The sequence below is a fragment of the Legionella stuttgartensis genome (assembly GCF_977063405.2).
This window is the reverse complement of record NZ_CDRUHA020000059.1, coordinates 66,134-90,095: the sequence shown is the minus strand read 5'-3', so window position 1 is coordinate 90,095 and position 23,962 is coordinate 66,134. Positions and strand designations below refer to the sequence as shown.

The window sequence follows — 23,962 nt, the reverse complement described above, 5'->3', positions numbered from 1 at the left end:
TGTTTCACCAGAAATATCCTCTTGTTCTGCGTATAAAACGCTTTTACGAATATACACTTAATCGAAATATAGGGCTAGAATAAAACTATTCACATAGTAATGTAGCCGGTACGGTGCAGACGAACTCCCGGATTAAGAGGTTTTATTCAAGTTTAGAAACCCCGAGTTTTGCTGCGTTGCTGGGGGCTACATTATTAAACATCAGCGGTTTCCATACTTTTGAGTCGATAAATCAAATCCAGCGCCTCTCTGGCATTCAATTGATCGGGATCAATTTGCGCCAATTCACGCAAAATAGGTGAATGAGGCTTTACTTGAACTATAGGTTGCGCTTGAAGAGCCGATGGCGGTTGATTTTGTATATGATTTAAATGCGTATGGGCAATGTGTAAGACCTCAGCAGGTATGCCCGCAAGCTCGGCGACCTCTAGTCCATAACTTCGGTTTGCATGTCCTGGCTCCACTCGATATAAAAAGATGATGCGGCCAGTATCTAAGGAGGCTTGTAAGTGAACATTCCGAATGCATGAACATTGTTGGGGAAGGTTGGTTAATTCAAAGTAGTGAGTGGAAAATAAAGTATAGGCCTTTATGGTTGTCGCCAGATAGGTGCAGGTGGCATAAGCAAGCGCCATCCCATCGTAAGTACTGGTGCCACGACCGATTTCATCAATTAAAACCAGACTTTCATGGGTTGCCTGTCTCAAAATTTGTGCTGTTTCAGTCATTTCTACCATAAAGGTTGAACGTCCAGAGGCCAAATCATCGCTAGCACCAATGCGGGTAAAAATTCTATCAATTGGTCCTAAAGTTACTGATTTAGCGGGCACAAAGCTGCCAATATGAGCCAGAAGTACAATTAAAGCCGTTTGGCGCATGTAAGTGGATTTACCACCCATATTGGGACCGGTGATAAGTAAGATATTTTGCGACGGTTTGAGTTGCAGGTCATTGGCAATAAAACGTTCTTGTAGCAAATGTTCAATTACTGGATGACGGCCGGCTTCAATAGTAATTTGCGATTCAGCTACGAGATTTGGACAACACCAATTGAGGCTTTGTGCTCGCTCAGCTAGAGTCTTTATCACATCCAGTTGAGCTAGGGCCTGCGCTAATTGTGTTAATTCGCTTATATTTTGCTGGATTTCCACCAGTAAATTTTCATACAACCATTTTTCACGTGCTAAGGCTTTAACTTGTGCGGATAATACTTTCTCTTCAAATTGCTTCAATTCTGGGGTGATATAACGCTCTACATTTTTTAATGTTTGCTTTCTATGGTAATGAGTTGGTGCTTTCTCAGCCTGTGTTTTGGACAGCTCAATATAGTAGCCTTGTACATTATTGAAGCCAAATTTCAGGGAAGAAAGTCCAGTTCTTTGTTTTTCTTCCTGTTCCAATTGTATGAGTTTATCGTTAGCACGCGTGCTAAGCATCCTTAATTCATCAAGCTCTTCATCAAAACCGGGAGCGATAACGCCGCCATCACGAATTAATACTGGAGGATTTTCTATGATTGCTGATGCAAGCAATTGCTGGAGTGCTGGTACTGGCTTAAGGTGTTTTTTTAAATGTAGGGTGAGTGCGCTCTTGTTATGTGCAAGTATATTATTTAGTTCGGGAAGAAGGGCTAAAGTATGGCTTAAAGCAACTAAATCACGTGGTCGAGCTGATTTTAGTGCAATACGTGAAATAATTCGTTCTACATCACAAGTTTGTCTTAACAACTCATGGATAGATGCATCGTTTTGCAAATGCATTATTTCCATGATTGAATCCTGGCGAGATTTGATCTGACCCCGATGTTTAAGTGGTCTTCCTAACCAGCGTTTGAGTAAACGACCGCCCATGGAGCAGGCGGTTTTATCTAAAAGAGATAATACGCTGTTTTCATGATTGCCGCTTATATTATCAAATAATTCTAGATGTTTTTGTGTTGCTGCATCGAGTTGCAAGTAATCATGTGTATGTTCTAGGGTTATGGTAGTTAAATGGGGTAGCGCTTGTTTTTGTGTGGTGTGTAAATAGGCCAATAATGCACCTGCTGCAACCAGCGCGGTGGTATATTCTTTCTCGCCAAACGCAGTGAGATCATTTACTGAAAATTGCTCACATAAGAGCTTTTTGGCATTGTCAAAGCAAAATTCCCAGCCTGGCCTTTGTTTAATTGGGAAATTTTGACAGTATTCTTCCAGGGACGATCGTTCTTCTAAGAGCAACTCAGCAGGTTGTAACCTAGTAAGCTCTGCACTCAGCTGATTTGTTTCAGCTAATTCCTGTAAATGAAAACGGCCACTACTTAATTCAACCCATGCAAGACCAATTTTTTGCTTTTGGTGGTGAACGGCCAAAAGTAAATTATCCTTTTTAGCGTCCAAAAGCGCTTCATCAGTCACCGTTCCTGGGGTAATAATACGGGTCACTTGTCGTTCTACAGGTCCCTTACTGGTTGCTGGATCTCCTATTTGTTCACAAATTGCTACTGACTCGCCCTTTTTAATCAATCTTGCCAGATAGTTTTCTACAGCATGATAAGGAACGCCAGCCATCGGTATTGGCTTGTCAGCAGATTGACCGCGATGGGTCAAAGTAAGATCCAATAATTGTGATGCACGTTTGGCATCATCAAAAAACAATTCATAAAAATCACCCATACGGTAGAACAGGAGCATATCAGGGTATTCTGATTTAATGCGTAAATACTGTTGCATCATAGGGGTATGGGATGTTGTCATGAATATTTTTTACTTGAGTGAAACTTGTGGCGAGTTTAACAAAATCATATAAGGGAGAGTAGAGGCAATTTGAAGTGGTAGGAAAGATTATCAGTTAATCTTTCGTATAGAGGAAAAATATGTGTATTTATTTTTCATTTTATGTCTTTTTCAACATCAATAAATAACCCTGGATTCAATAATAGAATCTGGGATATTATCAATAGACTATTTTCGAAAACCATTTACAAAGGAGAATTGCGTCGTCGATATAGTGCTTGAATCTCATGTATTGATGTACATATTCTGGTTTCAAGCTTCATATCTTCTTGCACCTCACATTTGCAGCGAATTTCGAAAGAAATCGAATAATTCATAATCAACAGGCAAAGGAAATGCTATGTTAACTCCAAAGGATGTTAAGACAGTTGAAGCAGCAAAAAAAATTGTTGAAGAGCGTAATCTAACCCATGTCAAAGTTGGTTTATTTGACCTAGATGGTGTGATGCTTGGAAAGTATATGAGCCGCAATAAATTCTTCTCGGCTCTGGATAATGGTTTTTCTTTTTGTGATGTGATCTTGGGCTGGGACTCCAAAGATAAACTATACGATAATGGGAAATATACCGGTTGGCACACTGGCTACCCTGACACTCTCGTGCGCATTCTTCCCGAAACGTGTCGCGATGTTTTTTTTGAAGAAAATCAGTTGTTATTTATGGCTGAATTTGCGGGAGAGGCTGAAACCTTGTGTCCTCGAGCATTGCTGCGTCGGCTTGTTAATAAAGCAGATTCAATGGGATTTGTCGTGTATGCCGCGTTAGAATATGAATTCTTTATGTTTGATGAAACACCTGACAGTGTTCGTTCTAAAAGTTTCCGCGATTTAAAACCTATGACGCCTGATTTCTTTGGTTATTCAATGATTCGCAATACCGTTCATGCGGATTTATATCATCAGATCCTTAATATGAGTGAGGTTATGGATTTTCCTATTGAGGGTTTGCATGCGGAAACAGGTCCGGGAGTGATTGAAGCCGCGATTGCTGTAGATAGGGCCACTGAAGCAGGGGATAAAGCTGCTTTGTTTAAAACATTTATGAAGGTTTTAGCGCAACGCAACAATATGATGGCAACTTTTATGGCTAAATGGTCGCCGAATTATCCTGGTCAAAGCGGACATATTCATCTTTCTTTACGTCATAAAGAGGAAGGATCCAGTGCGTTCTATGAACCTTCTATGCCCCATAACATGAGCACAATTCAACGGCATTTTGTAGCAGGTCAACAGAGACTCATGCCCGAGTTTTTGGCAATGGTTTCACCTACGGTGAACAGTTTTTCTCGCTTGATCCCAGGCTTCTGGGCTCCAACTGATGCAACCTGGGGTGTGGAAAATCGTACTACAGCACTACGGGTTATACCGGGAAGTGACAAGTCGCAACGGGTTGAATATCGATTGGGTTCTGCCGATTCGAATCCTTATTTGGCTTTGGCAGCCGCTTTAGGCTCTGGTTTGTATGGAATTGAACAACAACTGGAACCATACCCTGAAATTAAAGGTAATTCTTATACACAACAGCACGAAGCAGAGCTTGCTTTACCACGCACTCTTTGGGAGGCTGCTACTCGTCTTAAGGAATCCAAAGCCGCTCGTTCTTTATTTGGCGATTCATTTGTTGAGCATTTTGCAGCCTCTCGTGAATGGGAAGAGCGGGAATTTCGACGTCACATCACAGACTGGGAATTGGACCGTTACTTTGAAATTATATAACATGGGTTTGCCTCGATTATGAATGACACATTGAAAACCTATTCACCTATTGATAACTCTTTATATGTAGAACGTACTTTTGCTAAAGATGCTGAGATTCAATTTGCTTTGGAGAGTGCATTAAGTGCAAAGAAATATTGGGCAGCGACTTCTTTATCCGAACGCGAGAGATACTGTAATGCGGCAGTAGATGCTTTGGTTGCAAAGAAGGATGAGATTGCCAAAGAAATTTGCTGGCAAATGGGGCGACCCATTCGTTATGCTGCTGGGGAAATTAATGGTCTTGAGGAGCGGGCTCGTTATATGATCGCTGCTGCACGCGATGCACTTGCCCCTATCTCATTACCTGAAAAAACGGGCTTTATCCGTTACATAAAACGTGAACCATTAGGACTTACATTCGTTATTGCTCCTTGGAACTACCCTTACCTTACGGCTGTAAATGCGATTATTCCAGCCATTATGGCTGGAAACGTGGTATTGCTCAAACATTCAGCGCAAACACCCCTTGTAGCAGAGCGGTTTGACCAAGCTTTTAGAGAAGCAAATCTTCCTCAAGGAGTGTTTCAGTATTTGCATCTGACTCATTCTGATACCGAAACAATTTTGCGTGATTCGTCAATAAACAATATTGCTTTTACGGGTTCTGTTGCGGGTGGGGCAATGATAGAGCGAGTAACCGCGGGGCGTTTTTTGAATATTGGCTTGGAACTTGGTGGGAAAGATCCAGCTTATGTGCGTTTTGATGCGGAGATTGATAACGCGGTAGATACACTGATGGATGGGGCGTTCTTTAACTCAGGCCAATCCTGTTGCGGTATTGAACGTATTTATGTTCATAAGAGTGTTTACGAGCAGTTTGTTAATAAGGCAGTAGCCTTCGTTAAACAATATAAACTTGGGCGTCCTGATGATCCGGAAACAACTTTGGGACCACTTGTCCGTCCTTCTTCAGTGGTCTTTGTACGTACACAGATTCAAGAAGCATTGGCGCAAGGAGCCATAGCACATATTGATAGTCGAGATTTTATGATGGATCAGCCTGGGACTGCTTATATGGCGCCCCAAATTTTAACCCAAGTAAATCACAAAATGCGGATAATGACAGAAGAAACATTTGGTCCCGTGGTCGGTATCATGGCTGTCGACAGTGACGAGGAAGCTATTGCATTAATGAATGACAGTGACTACGGGCTAACAGCCGCGGTTTTTACTCAAGATATTCCCAAAGGAGTTGCTCTTGGGGAACAACTTCATACAGGAACATTTTTTATCAATCGTTGTGATTATCTAGATCCTGCATTGGCTTGGACTGGAATTAAGAATTCTGGGCGTGGATGTACGCTCTCTTCTATAGGATATGACTTACTGACTAGACCCAAATCGTATCATTTAAAAACGGTTAATTTAGAAAGGAATATACCATAATGAGTACATTATTGATGGCTAATTGGAATTATCCCACTTCGATAAAGGTAGGAGCAGGGCGTGTTCGTGAACTTGTCGACGTTTGCCATGCCTTAGGAATGAAGTCGCCTCTCTTAGTCACCGACAGTAATCTCGCGAAATTGCCGGTGGTTGAGTCCATCTTGACACATTGTCGTGATGCGGGTTTGCTTAGCTCCTTATTCGCCGATGTAAAAGCCAATCCATCGGGAGAAAATGTCATGGCCGGTGTAGGTGCTTATCAAAAAGGACAACATGATGGGATTATTGCTTTTGGAGGAGGCTCCGCGCTTGATGCAGGTAAAGCGATTGCCTTGATGATTGGACAAGAGCGTCCTTTATGGGATTTTGAAGATATAGGAGATAATTGGCGACGAGTGAATGCCGCAGGTGTAGCTCCTGTCATTGCTATACCAAGTACAGCAGGTACTGGTTCAGAAGTTGGGCGTGCTTCGGTGATTACTGATACCCAGCAACAACGCAAAAAGATTATTTTTCACCCTAAAATGATGCCCGCTATGGTTATTTTAGATCCTGAGTTGACTGTTGCTTTACCACCGAATATTACCGCAGCAACAGGTATGGATGCGCTCTCTCATTGTTTGGAAGCATATTGTGCTCCCGGCTATCACCCGCTTGCAGAAGGAATTGCTCTTGAGGGGATTCGTCTAATAAAAGAACATTTACCCCGAGTGATGCAAAATGGTAATGATTTAAACTCCCGAACCCAAATGCTTGTAGCTTCTTCGATGGGGGCAACGGCTTTTCAACGTGGATTAGGGGCAATGCATGCACTTGCTCATCCTTTGGGAGCAATTTATGACGCTCATCATGGACGATTAAATGCCATTCTGATGCCTTATGTAGTGCACGCAAATCGATCCGAGATTGAATATAAAATAAAACGGTTAGCAACCTACTTAGAGATTGAAAATGGGTTTGATGGATTTTTTGATTGGATAATCCAGTTGCGACGTGAATTAGGTATTGAACATAGTTTAATTGAAATTGGGATTGATGAACGACATGTGACACGTATTGCAATAATGGCGACGGAAGACCCTTCTGCTCAGGGCAATCCAATTCTTTTCGACGCGCAACAATATGAATGTATTCTGATGGCTGCAATCCACGGTGATTATTCCTATCATTCGGAGACGGTGATGATGCGATTGGCAGAAGCACCTTAAGGAACGCCGTGAAAATTGGAATATTGCAATGTGACCAAGTAGATCCAAGGTTAATTGTTGTACATGGAGCCTACTCGGAAATGTATACCAAGCTACTGCATCAGGAAGAACCCAATTTGATGTTCACTATTTATGATGCTCGTTATGGTGAATTGCCAAGTCATATTGATGCCGCAGATGCTTATATTATTACCGGGAGTCGCTATGGTGTTAATGACGATTTATCTTGGATTAGCGCGCTTGAAGAACTCGTTCGATGTCTTCATGCGGCTAGAAAAAAACTCATAGGGATTTGTTTTGGTCATCAACTTATTGCGAAGGCGTTAGGAGGAAAGGTTATAAAAGCACATCAAGGGTGGGGTGTTGGTATTTCCATAAATAAAATTACCCAACCCAAGCCATGGATGTCGCCATCTTTAGGGATTTTGAATCTAATCGTTAGTCATCAGGATCAAGTTGTACTTCTTCCAGAAGAGGCAGAGGTTTTGGCTGCAAGTGATTTCTGTCCGTTTTACATGTTGCAGATTCGCGACAACGTACTCACCGTACAAGGTCATCCTGAGTACAGCAAAAACTATTCCCAGGCGTTGATTGAACTGCGCAAAAATAACTTAAGCCAAGAAGTAGTTAACCAGGGATTAAAATCATTGCAGCAACACTGTGATGATAGGGTATTCGCTAAATGGGTTGTTAATTTTTTGAGATTCTAAAGTAAGATATTGCCATACTTTTTTATTGAAATATCAATAGGTCATGGTTGAAGTTAAATTTATTTGCTAGAATCTAAAGGGATTTAAAAAAATATTAAACTTATAGGGAGAATGAAATGAAACGTTTCGCTTTAGTTGCAGCAACTGGTTTTTTAGCATTAGCGCTAACTGCATGTGGTGAGTCAAGTAACAAACAACCTACAGCAACCACTACTACTGAAACTACTACCACACAACAACCAGCTCCAGCGCAACAACCAGCTGGTGGAAATCAAACTCAAAACCAGTAAAATCTTTAACCTGGGTGAAGGCTTAGGCCGTAACCCAGGAAAATTCCGGCCTATTTATGAGTTCTTTTGATAAACTAATCAAAGAAATTTCAGCAATTCTTAAAAAAATGAATTGGCAGTTAGTTACAGCTGAATCATGTACTGGCGGGCTCATTGCAAGTTATCTCACTGAAGTTCCTGGAAGTTCAGTCTGGTTTGAACGTGGGTTTGTTACGTACAGTAATCTCGCGAAAGAAGAGTTGCTTTCAGTACCTAAGCAATTAATTGAAGAATATGGTGCAGTTAGTGAACCTGTTGCTCTGGCGATGGCGACTGGTGCGTTACAACATAGTGTAGGACATGTAGCCGTATCGGTTACTGGTATTGCTGGACCAGATGGTGGTAGCTCTGAGAAACCAGTTGGAACAGTGTGTTTTGGTTGGGCAGCTAGAGGCATGAAACCCAAGGTTTTAAGAAAACAATTCACTGGGGATCGACACGACATACGCTTGGCTGCATGTCAGGAGGCTTTGTTGGGTGTTCTTTCTTATATCAAAAATTGATAAATATGGTGCGATAAAAAGAGATGTTGATGACAGCACGGGTTACTGCAGCAATCGTCTAAGTGCTCTATTTATTTTCCTATAGTTAGGCTTACTATATCTTCGGCTACATATGATGCTTTTCGCTCAAATTCAACGTGCACACGATTTATAAGAGGTACATTTGATTCCTCTGGTGTTGGGAAAAAGATATGCTTGGCGGCATTAGAAATATTTTTTGCGGCGCGTGCTGCATATAATGATGGAGTTGTTACTTTAGAAACTAGTTCTTCACATTTACTTTGCATAATATCTATCTTGGATAGTTGTGTTTCATAATTTTACCATATGTGCAAAAATAACCCAACATAAATTTCTATTTTACTTCATTTTGGCTTGAGCAAAAAAACTCCTTTAATCCAGTGAATCAATTTGCTGCTTGTTCCTATCTGTGTGATAATTTTACCCTTGCTTATAACTATCTGGAAAATATTATGGAAGAAAATAAACAAAAAGCATTATCCGCAGCGCTCTCGCAAATTGAACGGCAGTTTGGTAAGGGCTCAGTGATGCGTATGGGTGACAGTAATATAGCCCGAGATATAGAAGCTATTTCAACAGGGTCTTTAGGATTAGATATTGCATTGGGAATTGGTGGTTTGCCCAAAGGACGTATTGTTGAAATTTATGGTCCAGAGTCTTCTGGTAAAACAACTTTAACATTACAAGTTATTGCCGAATGTCAAAAAATGGGGGGTACTGCCGCATTTATAGACGCAGAACATGCTTTAGACCCAAGCTATGCGCAAAAACTGGGTGTTAATGTGGATGAGTTACTGGTTTCTCAACCTGATACAGGGGAGCAAGCTTTAGAAATTACCGATATGTTGGTGCGTTCCGCTGCAGTGGATGTCATTATCGTGGACTCTGTTGCCGCCTTAACTCCTAAAGCCGAAATTGAAGGGGAAATGGGGGATTCACATGTTGGTTTACAAGCTCGACTCATGTCACAAGCTTTACGTAAATTGACTGCTAATATTAAACGTTCTAATACGCTGGTTATTTTTATTAACCAGATTCGTATGAAAATTGGTGTAATGTTTGGTAGCCCCGAAACAACTACTGGTGGTAATGCACTAAAATTCTATGCTTCCGTTCGCCTGGATATTCGTCGCATTGGATCAATTAAAAAAGGTGAGGAAGTCTTAGGTAGTGAAACACGAGTTAAAGTCGTTAAGAATAAAGTGGCTCCACCATTTAAGATGACCGAATTTGATATTCTTTATAACGAAGGTATTTCTCGTGAAAGTGAAATTATTAACTTAGGTGTTCAACTCAATCTGATTGAAAAATCTGGAGCTTGGTACAGTTATAAAGGTGAGAAAATTGGCCAGGGTAAAGATAATGTTCGCTTATACTTGAAAGAGAACCCTCAAGTTGCAGCAACTCTTGAGCATCAAATTCGTACGGAGCTTTTAGAGAAAAAACTCCCTATGCTTGCGTCAGCTAGTGCAGAGGAATTTGAGGCTGTTGATGACTAAAGCATTTGTTTGTGCTGTGCGCCTGTTGTCTAGGCGTGAGCACAGTGCACTAGAGCTTTGTGATAAATTAAAGCAAAAAGGATATAGTGCGATAGAAGCAAAAAAAGCATTGGAGGAATGTCAACGCTTGGATTTACAAAGTGATCGACGGTTTGTAGAAATATGCTGTCGCTTACGAATACGTCAAGGTTACGGACCTTTAAAAATAAGCCAGGAATTGAGTAGTAAAGGAGTTGATAAGGAATTAATTCATCAGTTCTTGCAGCAGGAGGAAGATAATTGGTTGACTTATGCTTTAGATGTATGGCAGAAAAAAACTAAAGGTCAAAGTGATTTGTCGTTTGATGAGCTCCAAAAACAACAACGTTTTTTGCTTTATCGTGGATTTGGTATGGATACCATTGTTCAAGTGAAAAAAGAATTGAAAAAATAAAAATGAAATCGTAGCCTAGGTGCCTTGTAGTCTGGGTAATGCGTAGTAATTGCTGTTTTTAAGTTAAGCGAAATTCCCGTCTCCCTAAAGGGGAGAAGGTGCCCGTTAGGGTGGATGAGGGCATTTATTACCCTCACCCCAGCCCTCTCCCATTGCTGGGAGAGGGAGTTTATTGAACTTAAGCCCAATTACTGCGCATTCCCCTAGTACGGTCGAAAATTAAAATTAACTCAAATTGGTGTTGATTCGAAATGAAAAGTTCTGAAATTAGAGAAGCATTTTTTGATTATTTCACACAACGTGGTCATCAACTAGTGGAGTCCAGCTCCTTAATTCCTGCTAATGATCCTACTTTATTATTTACTAATGCGGGCATGGTGCAATTTAAGGACTTATTTTTAGGACTTGAAACACGTTCGTATCAGCGAGCGGTCTCTGCACAACGTTGTGTACGTGCAGGTGGGAAACACAATGATTTGGAAAATGTGGGGTATACAGCAAGACATCATACATTTTTTGAAATGTTGGGTAATTTTAGTTTCGGTGATTATTTTAAGCGAGAAGCAATAAAATTTGCTTGGGAATTTTTAACCCAAGTTCTACATTTGCCTGAAGAGCGTTTGTGGGTGACTGTTTATAAAGAAGATCAGGAAGCAGAGGATATTTGGTTAAAAGAAATGAACGTTTCGGCTGCACGCTTCTCACGTTGCGGTGAAAAAGATAATTTTTGGTCTATGGGGGATACAGGTCCTTGTGGTCCATGCACCGAGATTTTTTACGATCATGGTCCTGAAATTCCAGGTGGTCCTCCAGGTAGTCCTGATGAGGATGGGGACCGATATATTGAAATCTGGAACTTAGTATTCATGCAATTTAATCGGGATAAAGATGGGAATTTGCATCCACTACCCAAACCTTCTGTAGATACTGGTATGGGACTTGAGCGACTTGCTGCAGTGGTTCAAGGCGTGCACAGCAATTATGAAACGGATATTTTCCAATATCTAATTCAAACGACAGCAAAACTTGGAAATCTTACTGATTTAAACCACACATCTCTAAAGGTAATTGCCGATCATATTCGTTCTTGCGCATTTTTAATTGCTGATGGCGTGATACCTGGCAATGAAGGGCGAGGTTATGTACTAAGAAGAATCATTAGAAGGGCAATAAGGCATGGTAATAAACTAGGTTTGCCAACGCCATTTTTTTCACGATTAGTAGAGCCTTTAATTACAGTAATGGGTGATGCTTATCCTGAATTGATAAAAACAAAAGCTCATATAGAAAAAATTCTAAGCCAAGAAGAGAATCAGTTTGCCCGCACACTCGATCAAGGATTGCGTCTCTTGCAAGAGCAAATGCATTCTCTTGGTGGCCACGAAATCTCAGGGGAAATCGCATTTAAACTTTACGATACCTACGGTTTTCCAGTCGATTTGACTGCTGACATAGCTCGAGAGCAAGGCCTCTATGTAGATATGGATGGCTTCAATCAATTGATGCAGCAGCAAAGAGAGCAGTCTCAGGCTGCCAGTCAGTTCAGCGTGGATTATAGCACCAGTGCCCAATTGGATTATCAATCTAACTTTCATGGGTACGAACAAAAAGAAACAGAAGCAAAAATTATTGCTTTGCTTCTAGATGGAAATGAAGTGGAAGTCTTAAGTAAGGGGGCGAAAGGAGCTGTAGTTTTAGATCACACACCTTTTTATGCGGAAAGTGGAGGTCAGGTAGGTGATAAGGGAATATTGACGAGTACTGGCTCAAAGTTGCGTTCCCCAGTAGGAGGTAAGGGTGTATTGAAGCTTCCTGGCTTTCGTTTTCGTGTCGATGATACCCAAAAAAAAGGATTCGCTATAGTCCATTATGGTGAAGTAGTAGAAGGCTCTGCAACTTTAAATCAGTTAGTGAAAGCAGAAATAGATAACGAGCGCCGAGAAGCAATTCGGTTAAATCATACAGCTACTCATTTATTGCATGCTGCTTTAAAAACAGTAGTCGGACCGCAAGTCCAACAAAAAGGTTCATTGGTTGATGCGGAGCGCGCGCGTTTTGACTTTTCCCATTTTGAATCATTGACCACAGAACAAATCAAAGAAATTGAAGTATTAGTTAATGATCAAATTCGAGCTAATCACGAAGTTGTTACGCGAATCATGGATATTGATTCCGCTAAAAAAAGTGGAGCAGTCGCTCTGTTTGGAGAAAAATATACCGATGAGGTACGTGTATTATCTATGGGTGAGTTCTCCAAAGAGCTTTGTGGCGGAACTCATGCACGACGGACAGGCGACATTGGGCTGTTTAAAATTGTTGCAGAATACGGAATTGCAAGTGGTGTAAGACGTATTGAAATGGTAACAGGTCGTTATGCGCTAGTTTGGATCAATGAGCAACAGTCACTGTTAAGTGAGTTAGCTTCATTGTTAAAAACCACAACGAATAACTTACCGGATAAAATAGAACAGCTTATCACCGAAAGTAGAAGTTTAGAAAAAGAAATTGCCAAATTACAAAGTGAGAAAGCACATAAGTCAGGAGCCGATCTGGCCAATGAAGTAGAACAAATTAATGGAATCAGTTTACTGGTGAAACAATTGGAAGGTGTTGATAGTCAAACTATGCGTACTACTTTGGATCAACTGAAATCCAGACTTGATTCAGCGGTCATTGTTTTATTTACGGTGGATCAAAATAAAATGAATGTGATTGCTGGAGTGAGTAAGAACATTTTAGGGAAAGCACCTACTGCAGCTACTTTGGTTAGACATCTCTGTGGAAAAGGTGGTGGTCGTGATGATATGGCTCAGGGAGGAGGTGTTGTGCCATCTGATTTGGAGAAAAAAGTAGCTGAAATTAGAGAAATGGTGCGTCATTCGTAAATGGTATTTCTGTAGCCTGGGTTTCTCCACCAGGCTACTTACCTGTAAAATAATCATTACATAAGGAAATGACATGAGTTTTTTAAAAGAGTTTAAAGAATTTGCGATTAAAGGGAATGTGATTGATCTTTCCGTCGCTGTGGTTATAGGCGCGGCATTTGGCAAAATTATTAGTTCATTGGTTAGCGGCATTCTTATGCCTTTAATTGGGTTAATATTAGGTGGAGTGAATGTCGCAAAAAAAACCTTTATCGTAGGTGATGCGGTTGTAAAGTGGGGTGAGTTTCTACAAGCAGTGATTGACTTTACTATCATTTCATTTTCAATTTTTATTGCAATTAAAGCACTTTCTTTATTAAGAAAAAAAGAAGAAAAGAAAGAAAAAACAACTAGAGAAGAAACATTATTAACTGAAATTCGTGATCTTTTGAAGGAGAAGAGCCCAAAAAGCGAATAAGTTTTTCTGGCGTATCATTTGCTTGGGTACAGCGTAGCAGAACCTGAGTTAATAAGATTTCAGATTTCCGGGTGGTGCTGCACCCAAGCTATGTAAATTTCATAACTCCTAAGTCTTTGTAAATCTGCTATAATTTTAAACAGAATCATCATTAAAAAGGATAGTTATGGCCGGGCTCTTGAATTTAATTGCTGTAATCGTTGTCTTTGGGGTGGTTTTATGGCTAATCGATATGTTCATACCTATGCCGCCATCTATTAAAAGCTTATTAAATGTACTCGTTCTTATTATTTTAGTTATCTATATTTTACAATTTTTTGGCTTGATAAAAACAATTTTACCAATGATTAAAATTTTGAAGTAAACGAGTGTGATGAGCCAGAGATTTGGATTAAACGCTTCACTGGGTTGCATGATTCTATGTAAAGCGAATCAATCTGATATCACATCTTACCCATTTTCTTATAAAGAACGAATGGCAATCGAGTAATTATTGCCATGATAATTCGCCAAAAAAAAGGATAATAAAATAGTCTTTTCTTTTTTCGTAGTGCTTTCCAACAAGCTTTTGCACAAGAACCCGCGGGGGCTGCATAAAAAATTCCGGGCATGCCATAAGTTTGTTTGGTATCAATAAAACCCAAGCGAGCAATGGTGATGTGTAAATTATTGTGGGCTGCTTGCTGTAAACCCTGAAGGTAAATTTCAATGCTTGCTTTACTTGCTCCATACAGACTATTTTTGGCGCGCCCACGACATGCAGCAACAGAACTTAAATACAATAAATTATATTCTTTTTGCTGCCGATTTAAGTAGGTGTGAATCAACAAGGTAGTTGTCAAAATATTTACTTTGATGAGGTGAGAAATGGTGTCAATATTCAAATGATCGTTATCGGTAAAGTCGCTATGTGCGATCAGTAAATCGAGCTCGCGGTTTTCTGTTTTAAAAACAGAGAGCAGGTCATTAACTTGCTCGATCAAATCTAGAACAAGTACATCACAGCTCACTTGATATCGAAGTTTGATATCATTTGCGATCAGTTGGAGTTGATTTTGTTGGCGGCCTACGAGAATTAATTGATGTCCTGATTGGGCAACAATATGAGCAAATTTTTCTGCAATGATGGAGGTTGCGCCCAGTATGACCCAAGTTCTTTGTATCATTTTTTAATCCCTAATCGTTTTGCCAGATCAGAGTTCATAGTACATGCATGACGTTCAAGAGTTTGAGAAAATTGCTCATGCCGATCATACATCTTCTTAAATTGTTCTTCATTTAAGAGGAAATCCTTAGCTAAATACACTCGACCATTGACTTCAGTGATTAATTGATTCATGGCATAGATTGCCTGCCTCGCTTGTATATTATGAATAAAATCAACTGCCAGTGTAAATCCAGGTTTACAAAAGGAAAGCAAACCTTCGCCAGATTGGGTAAACAGCTTGAGTACAGCAAGAGTTGGTGTTGCTTGATGTAGCCGCATCAATTGAACTAATTGATCTAAAATGGTTGGGGCATGCTCTGTACTAAAAACTGCCTGGAATTGAACTAGTCCTTTAGGACCATAAAGTCTGTTCCAATGGATGAGTTTATCCAGTGGATTATTAAATTGCTCAAGAGTTAGTTTTTCTTGCCCTTTTTTATGATTAAAAAAATGCTGATTAAATAATTTGACACCCCAGGGCCTGATTAAAGAAAAAGGAATTTTAGGTACAGTGTGGATCTTTAATTTTTTATCTTCGAATGGTTTGCAATAATCCGCTACAGAAAAAATAGCACGGGGAATAGGATGAAGGAGATCAAGCCAGGCTACTTGATAATCATGGTGAATGCCCGTTGTTATCATACATTCAGTAAGTGCTTGAAGTGATTCAAATTGTTTATGTGTGGCTTGAACAAAACGAGGAGCTTTTTTAAGACGGAGTGCTGCCCGAGTAATAATTCCTGTAAGGCCAAAACCTGCAATCGTGGCATGAAATAATTCGCTATTTTCCTTACGGCTGCAATGAATTTTCTCACTTCCAATCAGTAAATCGAATTCAATAAGATGGTGTCCAAAACTACCTTCGTGATGATTATTTTTTCCATGCACATCATGAGCAATGCCACCTGCAACTGTAGCATGAACAGTTCCTGGCAGGACAGGGGGAATAAAATCGGGATGCACTAAAAATAAATCTCTCAGCGGTACTCCTCCCTGACAGAGTACGACCCCTGTTTCAGGGTTAAAATCGATAAAGTGATTCAAGCGCTCGCTATCAATAATAAAACCATTCGTATTAAAACAACTGTCGTTGTAGCATAGTCCTGAACCACGTACGAGAATGTTTTTCTGGGGATTATGAGCAAGGTAATCAGCAAGTTGTTCTTCGCTGTCTGGACGTAAACAGAACGACTGGCTAAAGTGCGCACGGCTAAAATTGGTGAATACTTTTGTTTTGCTGTGCATTTTTATATGTTCTTTCATTATTTCCAATATTTTAAGACTATAATTCATTTAGAAACATATTTAAAAGGAATTATGATGAAAACTATTTCAATCTTTCTAGGCTTTCTCTTTTCCCTTTCTGTTTATGCAGCAGATATTCCTCAGGATTATTTAGGTGCACAAAAATATGACAGAACTCAGTGTTTTCACAATACAAGCCAAGATTGTATTAATTCACAATGTCTGAACTCTACTGAAATTGATTGTCAGGATAATTGTCGAAAGATGGCAAAGGCAAAATGTCAGCAAGAAATTAATGAGTAGAGTTGTATTGCATTTTTTCCAATTTATTTCGTTTGATTGTCAAATGATTGGCATATGACTTTGTAACTGTCAAATCAAACATGGCACTGATTTCTTGGTAATCTTCGCGACCTCCTCATCGTGACGAGTATACGACGAAGGATCTCCTGGGTTATATGGATGCTAATCTTCAGGAGATCCCTCACTTTGTTCGGGATGAGATATCCATAACCCAGGCACACTTCTACTAAATGACAGGACTTTTTTATAAATGGCATATAGTTTGCATAAGGGTATTCAATAGAAAAATCATGATGAGTACTTGAATTTAATGACTGAAATTCAAGTTTAAAAATAGTATGGATTGCTTATATGGCTGATAAAAACGTTTTATCACAAGAAGAAATAGATGCATTACTGAAAACAGTTGGTGAATCCCCGGAAGAGGAACACCAAGAATCAGAGGGTCCATCAGTTACTAAAGAAAAATCGGATCATAAGAAAGCAAAAAGTAGTAAAAAAGATGCAGCAGATTCCGCATTTGAGCCTATTGAAATAAAAAAAGAAAATGATGTAAAAACACTCAATTTTACTGCTCAGGAACGTATCGTCAAAGGCAAGTTGCCTGTATTGGATAGAATTTATGACCGTGCCGTGCGCTTATTTGCATCTGATATCTATAATGTGACTGCCAAGGATTTTGAGATTAAGCAAGATTCACTACTTATTATAAAACATCGCGACTTCATGGAAAGTTTGCCCAACCCAAGCTTAATGAGTATTTTTAAATTCAAACCATTACGAGGAAAAGGAATAATCCTTTTTGATAGTACATTTGTCTATGATCTTGTCGACTATTATTTTGGGGGTAGTTCTCAATTCTTTGCCCAAAAAGACAGAACGGATTTTACAGCGACTGAGTTGCGTGTTATGGATGTGATCACGAAAAAGCTTATTGCCAACCTGACTCAAGCCTGGAAACCCATTATTCAGATTGATATCACTAAATTTAATGATGAAACAAACCCTCAATTGGTCAACATAGCCGAACCTGAAGAAATGCTATTAGTTGCGCGTTTTTCTATGGATTTCGGTAAAGAAATAGGTATTTTCTACTTTGTGTTGCCTTATTCCATGGTCGAACCAATCAAAGAACAATTGGAACTTGGTGCTTCTCGTCCAGATGATGAGATTGATCCGAACTGGGTCAAATCGCTAAAAGAAGAGTTAATGGATGTTGAATTAACTGTGAGTTCAGTAATGGCAGAGACAACAAGCACTCTTGGTGCTGTGATGTCATGGCAAGTAGGTGATTTTATACCTATGGAAATGAAAGAAATAGTTACTTTAGATATTGAAGGAACCCCAGGCTTTACGGCAACTCAAGGTACGACAAATGACAAGCGTGCTGTAAAAATAATAAAAAATATTAGTTATTAGGAGATGAGTAATGTCTCAAGAAGCAATTGAACAACCAAAACCATCGAATACTCTTCCTCAGGAAGCAGACAGTGAAAAAATGGATTTGATTTTGGATATCCCCGTATCAGTGACCGTAGAAATCGGTCGTACCAAAATGACTATTCGTAATTTACTCCAACTAAACCAAGGAGGCATTGTTGCCCTTGATCGTTTAGCTGGTGATCCGCTTGATGTTTTAGTCAATGGGACTTTAGTTGCTCACGGGGAAGTGGTCGTGGTTAATGATAAATTTGGTGTGCGATTAACCGATATCGTCAGCAAAGCAGAACGAATTAAGCGATTAAGATGATGCAAACTGCACTTAATCAGGGAGAACTCCTGCGGGTGTTTATGGGCTTATTGTTAGTTTTATTGATTATCCTTGTATTGTCTTGGGTGATGAAGCGCTTACATAGTATGCAAATGGGCTCGACAAAAGGATTTCAATCAGTAGCGAGTATGATTTTAGGCCCCAAGGAAAAAATTACCTTGTTAAAAGTGGGGGCACGTTATTTGCTGGTTGGTTCGGGTTCTGGACATGTCACGCTGCTTTACGATTTTGGTGAACAATTACCTACAGGTTTTGATTCCATAAATAAAACTTCGTTTGCAGATCTACTTAAATCTGTTAAGAAATCATAAGATGAACACAATGAATTTAATGATGCGATCTTCCTCCTATAACATAAAAAGCGACAGTTCTTATAAACCTCGAGTGGCGCTGCGTTTTGTCCTAGCTACTGTATGCATCATTTTGTTGGGTTTGGTTCCTCTTGCTTTACAGGCTGCCCCTTTATCATTACCAGCTATGACTGTACAACCTGGAGCGAACGGTGAGCAAACTTATAGTGTTAATCTGCAAATTTTAATTTTTATGACTTTGTTAACTGTTTTGCCTGGGATGTTAATGGCAATGACGGCTTTTACAAGGATAATTATTGTACTTTCTATATTACGTCAAGCTATTGGTTTGGCGCAGACTCCTACAAACCAAATCTTAATTGGTATCGCATTGTTCATGACCTATTTTGTGATGTCTCCAGTTTTTAATAAAATCAATGATACGGCAGTGCAGCCTTATCTCGCAGAGACTATGAAATTTCCTCAAGCATTAGCAAATGCACAGGTTCCTTTGCGTGAGTTTATGTTAAATCAAACGCGTAAAAATGATTTGTCATTATTTGAAAAATTTGCGCAAAATAATCCGGCAAACCTCAATGAAGTGCCAATGAGTGTGGTGATTCCTGCATTCATAACGAGTGAATTAAAAACAGCGTTCCAGATTGGCTTCATTTTGTTTTTACCCTTTTTAATTATTGATATGGTGGTGTCAAGTGTTCTGATGGCTATGGGTATGATGATGCTATCACCTTTGATTATCTCATTACCCTTTAAGATTATGCTGTTTGTAATGGTCGATGGGTGGACACTTATTTTGGGATCGTTGGCGTCGAGTTTTGCTACGAGTTAAAAATTCATTTGCATCCAGATTATGAATTATAGGGAAAATAAAAATTATAGGGAAATAAAATGACTCCAGAGTCTGTAGTTTCTATATTCAGTGAAGGTGTGTATTTGATGCTGTTATTGATAATGGTACTCATTCTTCCTGGTTTGATTGTTGGTGTGATTGTTTCTATGTTTCAGGCAGCAACACAAATTAATGAAACAAGCTTAAGTTTTATACCCAAATTATTTATTACTTTTTTAATGCTCGTATTTGCCGGTCCGTGGTTATTGAAGACTATGGTGAATTATACCGATTCTTTAATTACCAATATTCCTTACTTAATCGGTTAGCTGCAGATGAAACTGGATTATCCAATAATAATACATATGATAAGTCAGATTATTTGGCCCATGGGGCGCATTGGTGGATTGCTACTTACTGTACCTGTGTTTTCTTCTGTATTATTACCAGCTCGTATTAAAATTATTCTGCTTTTCGTTTTAAGTTGCGTCTGTGCCTTTATGGTTCCTAAAGAGCTTTCGTTCCTGAATTTCAATGGACTTTATTTAGCTTATATCATCCAGGAAGTCCTCTTTGGACTATTGATGGGATTTGTCTTACAGCTTGTTTTTCAGGTATTTGTTTTAGGAGGACAAATTATTGCGATGCAGGCAGGTCTCAGTTTTGCGCTGATGGTGGATCCTTCAAGCCGAGCAAGTGTTCCATTGGTCAGTCAGTTTTATTCAATGATGATGACCTTAATATTTTTGTCACTTAATGGCCATTTAACCGTTTTTGAAACCTTATTAGATAGTTTTAGATTAATGCCTATAGGACAGTTATCGGTAAGTCAATCAATGGTGTGGAATGTTGTTTTATTTTCGGGATGGATGTTTAAGCAGGCTCTTCTGATTTCAATTCCTGCTTTACTGTCTTTACTTATTGTGAGTCTTGCATTCGGAATTATGTCTCGCGCTGCGCCTCAATTAAATATTTTTTCTTTAGGATTTCCCATTACTTTAATTATGGGAATGGTAGTGATTAAGGTAGGGTTGTCGAGTATTGCAGTACAAATGGCAGATCTTATCAAAGAGGGCATGCGTTTTATGATAGGGATATTACCTTGATGAGTGATCAAGAACAGACACAAGAAAAAACGGAACAGCCCTCGGCCAAGCGACTTAGAGATGCGCGTAAAAAAGGTCAGGTTGCTCGTTCAAGAGATTTCAATACCACAGTAACATTACTTTTTACTGCTTTAGGATTCTTGGTTTTTGGAAAGCAATTAGCAATGCAATTAGCAGTTATGATGCGCCATGCATTTGAATTCGATACGCGAGTTACACTGACTTCAGTTGTAAGCGTGGAGCGCTTGTTTTTTCTAGCTAAGATGGGATTTTGGTCCTTAATGCCATTATTAGTGGTTATTTTTCTCGTGACCTTGGCAGCGCCTTTGCTGATGGGCGGGTGGGTATTCAGTGCCCAAGTGTTACAACCTAAGTTTTCGCGACTCAATTTATTTCAAGGACTCAAACGTATGGTTTCATTGAAAGGTTTTGTCGAGATGTCCAAGTCATTCTTCAAATTTCTCTTAGTCGCAGCAGTTGCCATTATAGTACTTAAAGCACAAATTCCTGAATTACTTCATTTAGCGCATGTTCCTATAGAAACAGCGATTAGCAGCGGTAGCCTGATCGTAGTGAAATCTTTTGTTTTGATTGCTGCTAGTTTGATTTTGATCGCTGCTTTTGATGTACCTTTTCAATTATATGAGCATCAAAAAAACATGAAAATGACTATGCAGGAATTGCGAGATGAATACAAAGAAATGGAAGGTAAGCCCGAAATAAAAAGCGCTATTCGTCGTGCGCAACAAGAGATATCAAGACGACGAATGATGAATGAAATAGCTAAAGCTAATGTTGTGCTAACAAACCCCACTCATTATGCTGTTGCGATCAGTTATAAAGAAAAAAACCATAAAGCGCCAATAGTAGTTGCAAAGGGTAAAGATTTGATTGCCTTTCAAATCAATAAAATTGCTACGTCACATCAAATTCCCATTATTTCAGTGCCTCCTCTGGCTCGAGCGCTTTATTTTTCGACAAAATTAAATGCAGAAATACCCAGAGGACTTTATGTCGCTGTAGCTCAGGTTTTAGCTTATGTATTTCAACTGCGTAACAAGGAACGTTATGACTATAAACCTTCTGTATTACAGAATGTTCCTATTCCACCAGAGTTAGTGCGTGATGCAGAGGAGGCTGCTAATGAATAAAGCATTACAGTATATGCAATATTGGATGCGCCAAGGTTTGGGTACACCCTTAGTTCTAATCATAATGCTTGGCATGATGATGTTGCCTTTGCCTCCATTTTTATTGGATATGTTTTTTACTTTTAATATCGCTTTGTCACTTGTAGTTTTGTTAGCGGTGATTTATAGCGAAAGACCTTTAGATTTTGCTGTATTTCCAACCGTTATTTTACTTGCAACATTATTACGCTTGGCGTTAAACGTTGCCTCAACTCGAGTCGTTTTATTAAATGGTTATAAAGGTACTGATGCGGCTGGGCATGTGATTCAATCATTTGGTGAAGTAGTTATTGGCGGAAACTATGCAGTAGGTTTGGTTGTTTTTATGATTCTAGTAGTCATCAATTTTGTTGTAGTAACTAAAGGTGCTGGCCGTGTATCCGAAGTAAGTGCGCGCTTTACCTTGGATTCTTTACCTGGAAAGCAAATGGCAATTGATGCGGATTTGAATGCAGGTTTAATTAACCAGGAGCAGGCAGTAAAACGTCGATTGGAAGTAGCGCAAGAAGCAGATTTTTATGGTTCGATGGATGGTGCGAGTAAATTCGTTCGTGGCGATGCAATTGCCGGGATTTTAATTCTAGTAGTTAATATTATCGGTGGACTGATTATTGGGGTTTTTCAGCATGGAATGAGTGTTTCTGATGCCCTGCATAACTATATTCTATTAACCATTGGTGATGGTTTAGTGGCGCAAGTGCCCTCGTTAGTTTTATCTACCGCAGCGGCCATCATTGTGACTCGAGTTTCAAGTGCACAAAATATGGGGCATGCGGTAATTTCTCAGTTACTTGCCAATCCACGTTCTTTGATTATTGCATCGGGTATTATTGGATTGATTGGTATTATTCCTGGAATGCCTCATGTTGCATTTATACTTCTTTCTGCAGGTTTGGCAGGAATTGCCTATTTATTTCTCCAGCAAGACAAAGCAAAACAAAAGGAGCAACTTACTCAGGAAAATGACTCTCTTGCAGTTCCAAATGCGAATATTTCGACTGAATTGTCTTGGGATGATGTGAATCCTGTCGATGTAATAAGTCTTGAAGTAGGATATCGTTTAATACCTTTAGTGGATCAAGCACAAGGGGGCGTTTTACTTTCTCGTATTAAAGGGGTACGCAAGAAAATATCACAAGAGCTGGGTTTTCTAATTCCTTCAGTACATGTACGTGATAATTTGGATTTAAAACCTAACCATTATCGAATTAGTTTGGCAGGAGTAGTTATGGGAGAAGCGGCGATTCATCTTGATCGGTGCTTGGCTATAAACCCTGGACAAATTTTTGGCGAAATTGAGGGAATAAAAACTCGTGATCCAGCCTTTGGTATGGAAGCGGTTTGGATTAATGAAAGTCAAAGAGAGCAAGCACATACCTTAGGTTATACTGTAGTCGACTCTTCAACAGTTGTTGCTACACACTTAAGCCAAATACTAGAGCAAAACAGTCAGCAATTGTTAGGTTATGAAGAAACCCAACAGCTTTTAGATAAACTTGCAGTAAGCTCCCCTAAACTAGTGAAAGAATTAGTACCTGATGGTCTTTCCTTAGGAATGGTTAGTAAAGTATTGCAAGGTTTATTAATCGAACATATTCCTCTAACAGATATTCGTACTATAGTCGAAACTTTGGCGGAGTTAGCGCCAAAATCTAAGGATACGGAGTATTTAATCAGTCAGGTTCGTATCGCTTTATCTCGATTAATTACTCAAAAAATCAGTGGCGTGCATGAGGAGTTACCTATTATTACGTTAAAACCTGAGTTGGAACAATTATTGCAAAACATTATTCAGAGCAGTGGATCTGGGGGCGTAAATTTCGAGCCAGGAATGGCAGATAAAATACAACATTCATTGACTCAATTAGCAATGCAACAGCAGGCAAAACAAGAGAGCTCTGTATTAGTCGTACAGCCAGGGATACGCGCAGTGTTGGCACGATTTGTGCGTAATATATCTTATGACTTTCATGTTTTGTCTTATCAGGAGATTCCTGATAATAAACAAATAAGAATAGTAGGCACAGTAGGATAAAAAT

The 23,962-nt window shown here is 39.5% G+C and carries 24 protein-coding genes; 20 read left to right on the top strand and 4 right to left on the bottom strand.

Going from position 1 to position 23,962, the window contains the following annotated elements:
• Positions 1-194: 194 nt before the first annotated feature.
• Positions 195-2,735, bottom strand: coding sequence for a DNA mismatch repair protein MutS (gene mutS / locus ACWTEW_RS18640; RefSeq protein ID WP_454783151.1), 2,541 nt, complete (start codon positions 2,733-2,735; stop codon positions 195-197).
• A gap of 379 nt (positions 2,736-3,114) precedes the next feature.
• On the opposite strand from mutS, the gene ACWTEW_RS18635 reads away from it, so the two are divergent.
• From ACWTEW_RS18635 to ACWTEW_RS18610, 6 genes are all read left to right on the top strand, one after another.
• Entirely contained in the window at positions 3,115-4,488 is a 1,374-nt protein-coding gene (locus ACWTEW_RS18635; protein WP_454783150.1) for a glutamine synthetase family protein, read from the top strand.
• A gap of 18 nt (positions 4,489-4,506) precedes the next feature.
• Positions 4,507-5,916 (top strand): aldehyde dehydrogenase family protein, encoded by a 1,410-nt coding sequence (locus tag ACWTEW_RS18630; protein ID WP_454783149.1) that lies wholly within the window; start codon positions 4,507-4,509, stop codon positions 5,914-5,916.
• Positions 5,916-7,124 (top strand): iron-containing alcohol dehydrogenase, encoded by a 1,209-nt coding sequence (locus tag ACWTEW_RS18625; protein ID WP_454783148.1) that lies wholly within the window; start codon positions 5,916-5,918, stop codon positions 7,122-7,124. The genes ACWTEW_RS18630 and ACWTEW_RS18625 overlap by 1 nt, the downstream gene beginning before the upstream one ends.
• Positions 7,125-7,132: 8 nt before the next feature.
• Complete coding sequence (locus ACWTEW_RS18620; protein WP_454783147.1) at positions 7,133-7,834, top strand: glutamine amidotransferase-related protein; 702 nt, start codon at positions 7,133-7,135, stop codon at positions 7,832-7,834.
• Between the two features lie 116 nt (positions 7,835-7,950).
• Entirely contained in the window at positions 7,951-8,124 is a 174-nt protein-coding gene (locus tag ACWTEW_RS18615; RefSeq protein ID WP_454783146.1) for a hypothetical protein, read from the top strand.
• Between the two features lie 56 nt (positions 8,125-8,180).
• Positions 8,181-8,666, top strand: coding sequence for a CinA family protein (locus tag ACWTEW_RS18610; RefSeq protein WP_454783145.1), 486 nt, complete (start codon positions 8,181-8,183; stop codon positions 8,664-8,666).
• Between the two features lie 71 nt (positions 8,667-8,737).
• Here the strand turns inward: ACWTEW_RS18610 and ACWTEW_RS18605 are convergent, their stop codons facing one another.
• Complete coding sequence (locus tag ACWTEW_RS18605; RefSeq protein WP_454783144.1) at positions 8,738-8,953, bottom strand: hypothetical protein; 216 nt, start codon at positions 8,951-8,953, stop codon at positions 8,738-8,740.
• A 186-nt stretch (positions 8,954-9,139) separates the two neighbouring features.
• On the opposite strand from ACWTEW_RS18605, the gene recA reads away from it, so the two are divergent.
• From recA to ACWTEW_RS18580, 5 genes are all read left to right on the top strand, one after another.
• On the top strand, positions 9,140-10,186 hold the full coding sequence (gene recA, locus ACWTEW_RS18600) for a recombinase RecA (RefSeq protein WP_454783143.1): 1,047 nt from the start codon (positions 9,140-9,142) through the stop codon (positions 10,184-10,186).
• The gene (gene recX, locus ACWTEW_RS18595; protein WP_454783142.1) at positions 10,179-10,619 is read left to right on the top strand and encodes a recombination regulator RecX; all 441 of its coding nucleotides are present in this window, start codon (positions 10,179-10,181) and stop codon (positions 10,617-10,619) included. Before recA ends, recX begins: the two co-directional genes overlap by 8 nt.
• A 251-nt stretch (positions 10,620-10,870) precedes the next feature.
• On the top strand, positions 10,871-13,504 hold the full coding sequence (gene alaS / locus ACWTEW_RS18590) for an alanine--tRNA ligase (RefSeq protein WP_454783141.1): 2,634 nt from the start codon (positions 10,871-10,873) through the stop codon (positions 13,502-13,504).
• A 73-nt stretch (positions 13,505-13,577) separates the two neighbouring features.
• Positions 13,578-13,961 carry a large-conductance mechanosensitive channel protein MscL gene (gene mscL / locus ACWTEW_RS18585; protein WP_454783140.1) on the top strand — a complete coding sequence of 128 codons (384 nt, stop codon included), beginning with the start codon at positions 13,578-13,580 and terminating at the stop codon, positions 13,959-13,961.
• A 166-nt stretch (positions 13,962-14,127) separates the two neighbouring features.
• Entirely contained in the window at positions 14,128-14,325 is a 198-nt protein-coding gene (locus ACWTEW_RS18580; protein ID WP_454783139.1) for a Thivi_2564 family membrane protein, read from the top strand.
• A 79-nt stretch (positions 14,326-14,404) separates the two neighbouring features.
• On the opposite strand, the gene ACWTEW_RS18575 is transcribed toward ACWTEW_RS18580, so the two are convergent.
• The gene (locus ACWTEW_RS18575) at positions 14,405-15,127 is read right to left on the bottom strand and encodes an SDR family NAD(P)-dependent oxidoreductase (protein WP_454783138.1); all 723 of its coding nucleotides are present in this window, start codon (positions 15,125-15,127) and stop codon (positions 14,405-14,407) included.
• A complete protein-coding gene (locus tag ACWTEW_RS18570) occupies positions 15,124-16,413 on the bottom strand; it encodes an FAD-binding oxidoreductase (protein ID WP_454783282.1) in 1,290 nt (429 codons plus the stop codon). The genes ACWTEW_RS18575 and ACWTEW_RS18570 overlap by 4 nt, the downstream gene beginning before the upstream one ends.
• Positions 16,414-16,485: 72 nt before the next feature.
• On the opposite strand from ACWTEW_RS18570, the gene ACWTEW_RS18565 reads away from it, so the two are divergent.
• The 9 genes from ACWTEW_RS18565 to flhA all read left to right on the top strand — a co-directional run bounded on the left by ACWTEW_RS18565 (position 16,486) and on the right by flhA (position 23,958).
• A complete protein-coding gene (locus tag ACWTEW_RS18565; protein ID WP_454783137.1) occupies positions 16,486-16,716 on the top strand; it encodes a hypothetical protein in 231 nt (76 codons plus the stop codon).
• A 351-nt stretch (positions 16,717-17,067) separates the two neighbouring features.
• On the top strand, positions 17,068-18,135 hold the full coding sequence (gene fliM, locus ACWTEW_RS18560; protein WP_454783136.1) for a flagellar motor switch protein FliM: 1,068 nt from the start codon (positions 17,068-17,070) through the stop codon (positions 18,133-18,135).
• Positions 18,136-18,145: 10 nt separating this feature from the next.
• The gene (fliN, locus tag ACWTEW_RS18555; RefSeq protein WP_076547449.1) at positions 18,146-18,466 is read left to right on the top strand and encodes a flagellar motor switch protein FliN; all 321 of its coding nucleotides are present in this window, start codon (positions 18,146-18,148) and stop codon (positions 18,464-18,466) included.
• Positions 18,466-18,798: a flagellar biosynthetic protein FliO gene (gene fliO, locus ACWTEW_RS18550; RefSeq protein WP_454783281.1), complete on the top strand. Its 333-nt coding sequence runs from the start codon at positions 18,466-18,468 to the stop codon at positions 18,796-18,798. Before fliN ends, fliO begins: the two co-directional genes overlap by 1 nt.
• Before the next feature lies 1 nt (position 18,799).
• Positions 18,800-19,627 (top strand): flagellar type III secretion system pore protein FliP, encoded by an 828-nt coding sequence (gene fliP / locus ACWTEW_RS18545; RefSeq protein WP_454783135.1) that lies wholly within the window; start codon positions 18,800-18,802, stop codon positions 19,625-19,627.
• Positions 19,628-19,686: 59 nt separating this feature from the next.
• Positions 19,687-19,956: a flagellar biosynthesis protein FliQ gene (gene fliQ, locus ACWTEW_RS18540; protein WP_454783134.1), complete on the top strand. Its 270-nt coding sequence runs from the start codon at positions 19,687-19,689 to the stop codon at positions 19,954-19,956.
• Positions 19,957-19,962: 6 nt separating this feature from the next.
• The gene (gene fliR, locus ACWTEW_RS18535) at positions 19,963-20,733 is read left to right on the top strand and encodes a flagellar biosynthetic protein FliR (protein ID WP_454783133.1); all 771 of its coding nucleotides are present in this window, start codon (positions 19,963-19,965) and stop codon (positions 20,731-20,733) included.
• A complete protein-coding gene (gene flhB, locus ACWTEW_RS18530) occupies positions 20,733-21,884 on the top strand; it encodes a flagellar biosynthesis protein FlhB (protein WP_454783132.1) in 1,152 nt (383 codons plus the stop codon). Before fliR ends, flhB begins: the two co-directional genes overlap by 1 nt.
• Complete coding sequence (flhA, locus tag ACWTEW_RS18525; protein WP_454783131.1) at positions 21,877-23,958, top strand: flagellar biosynthesis protein FlhA; 2,082 nt, start codon at positions 21,877-21,879, stop codon at positions 23,956-23,958. Before flhB ends, flhA begins: the two co-directional genes overlap by 8 nt.
• Positions 23,959-23,962 lie beyond the last annotated feature (4 nt).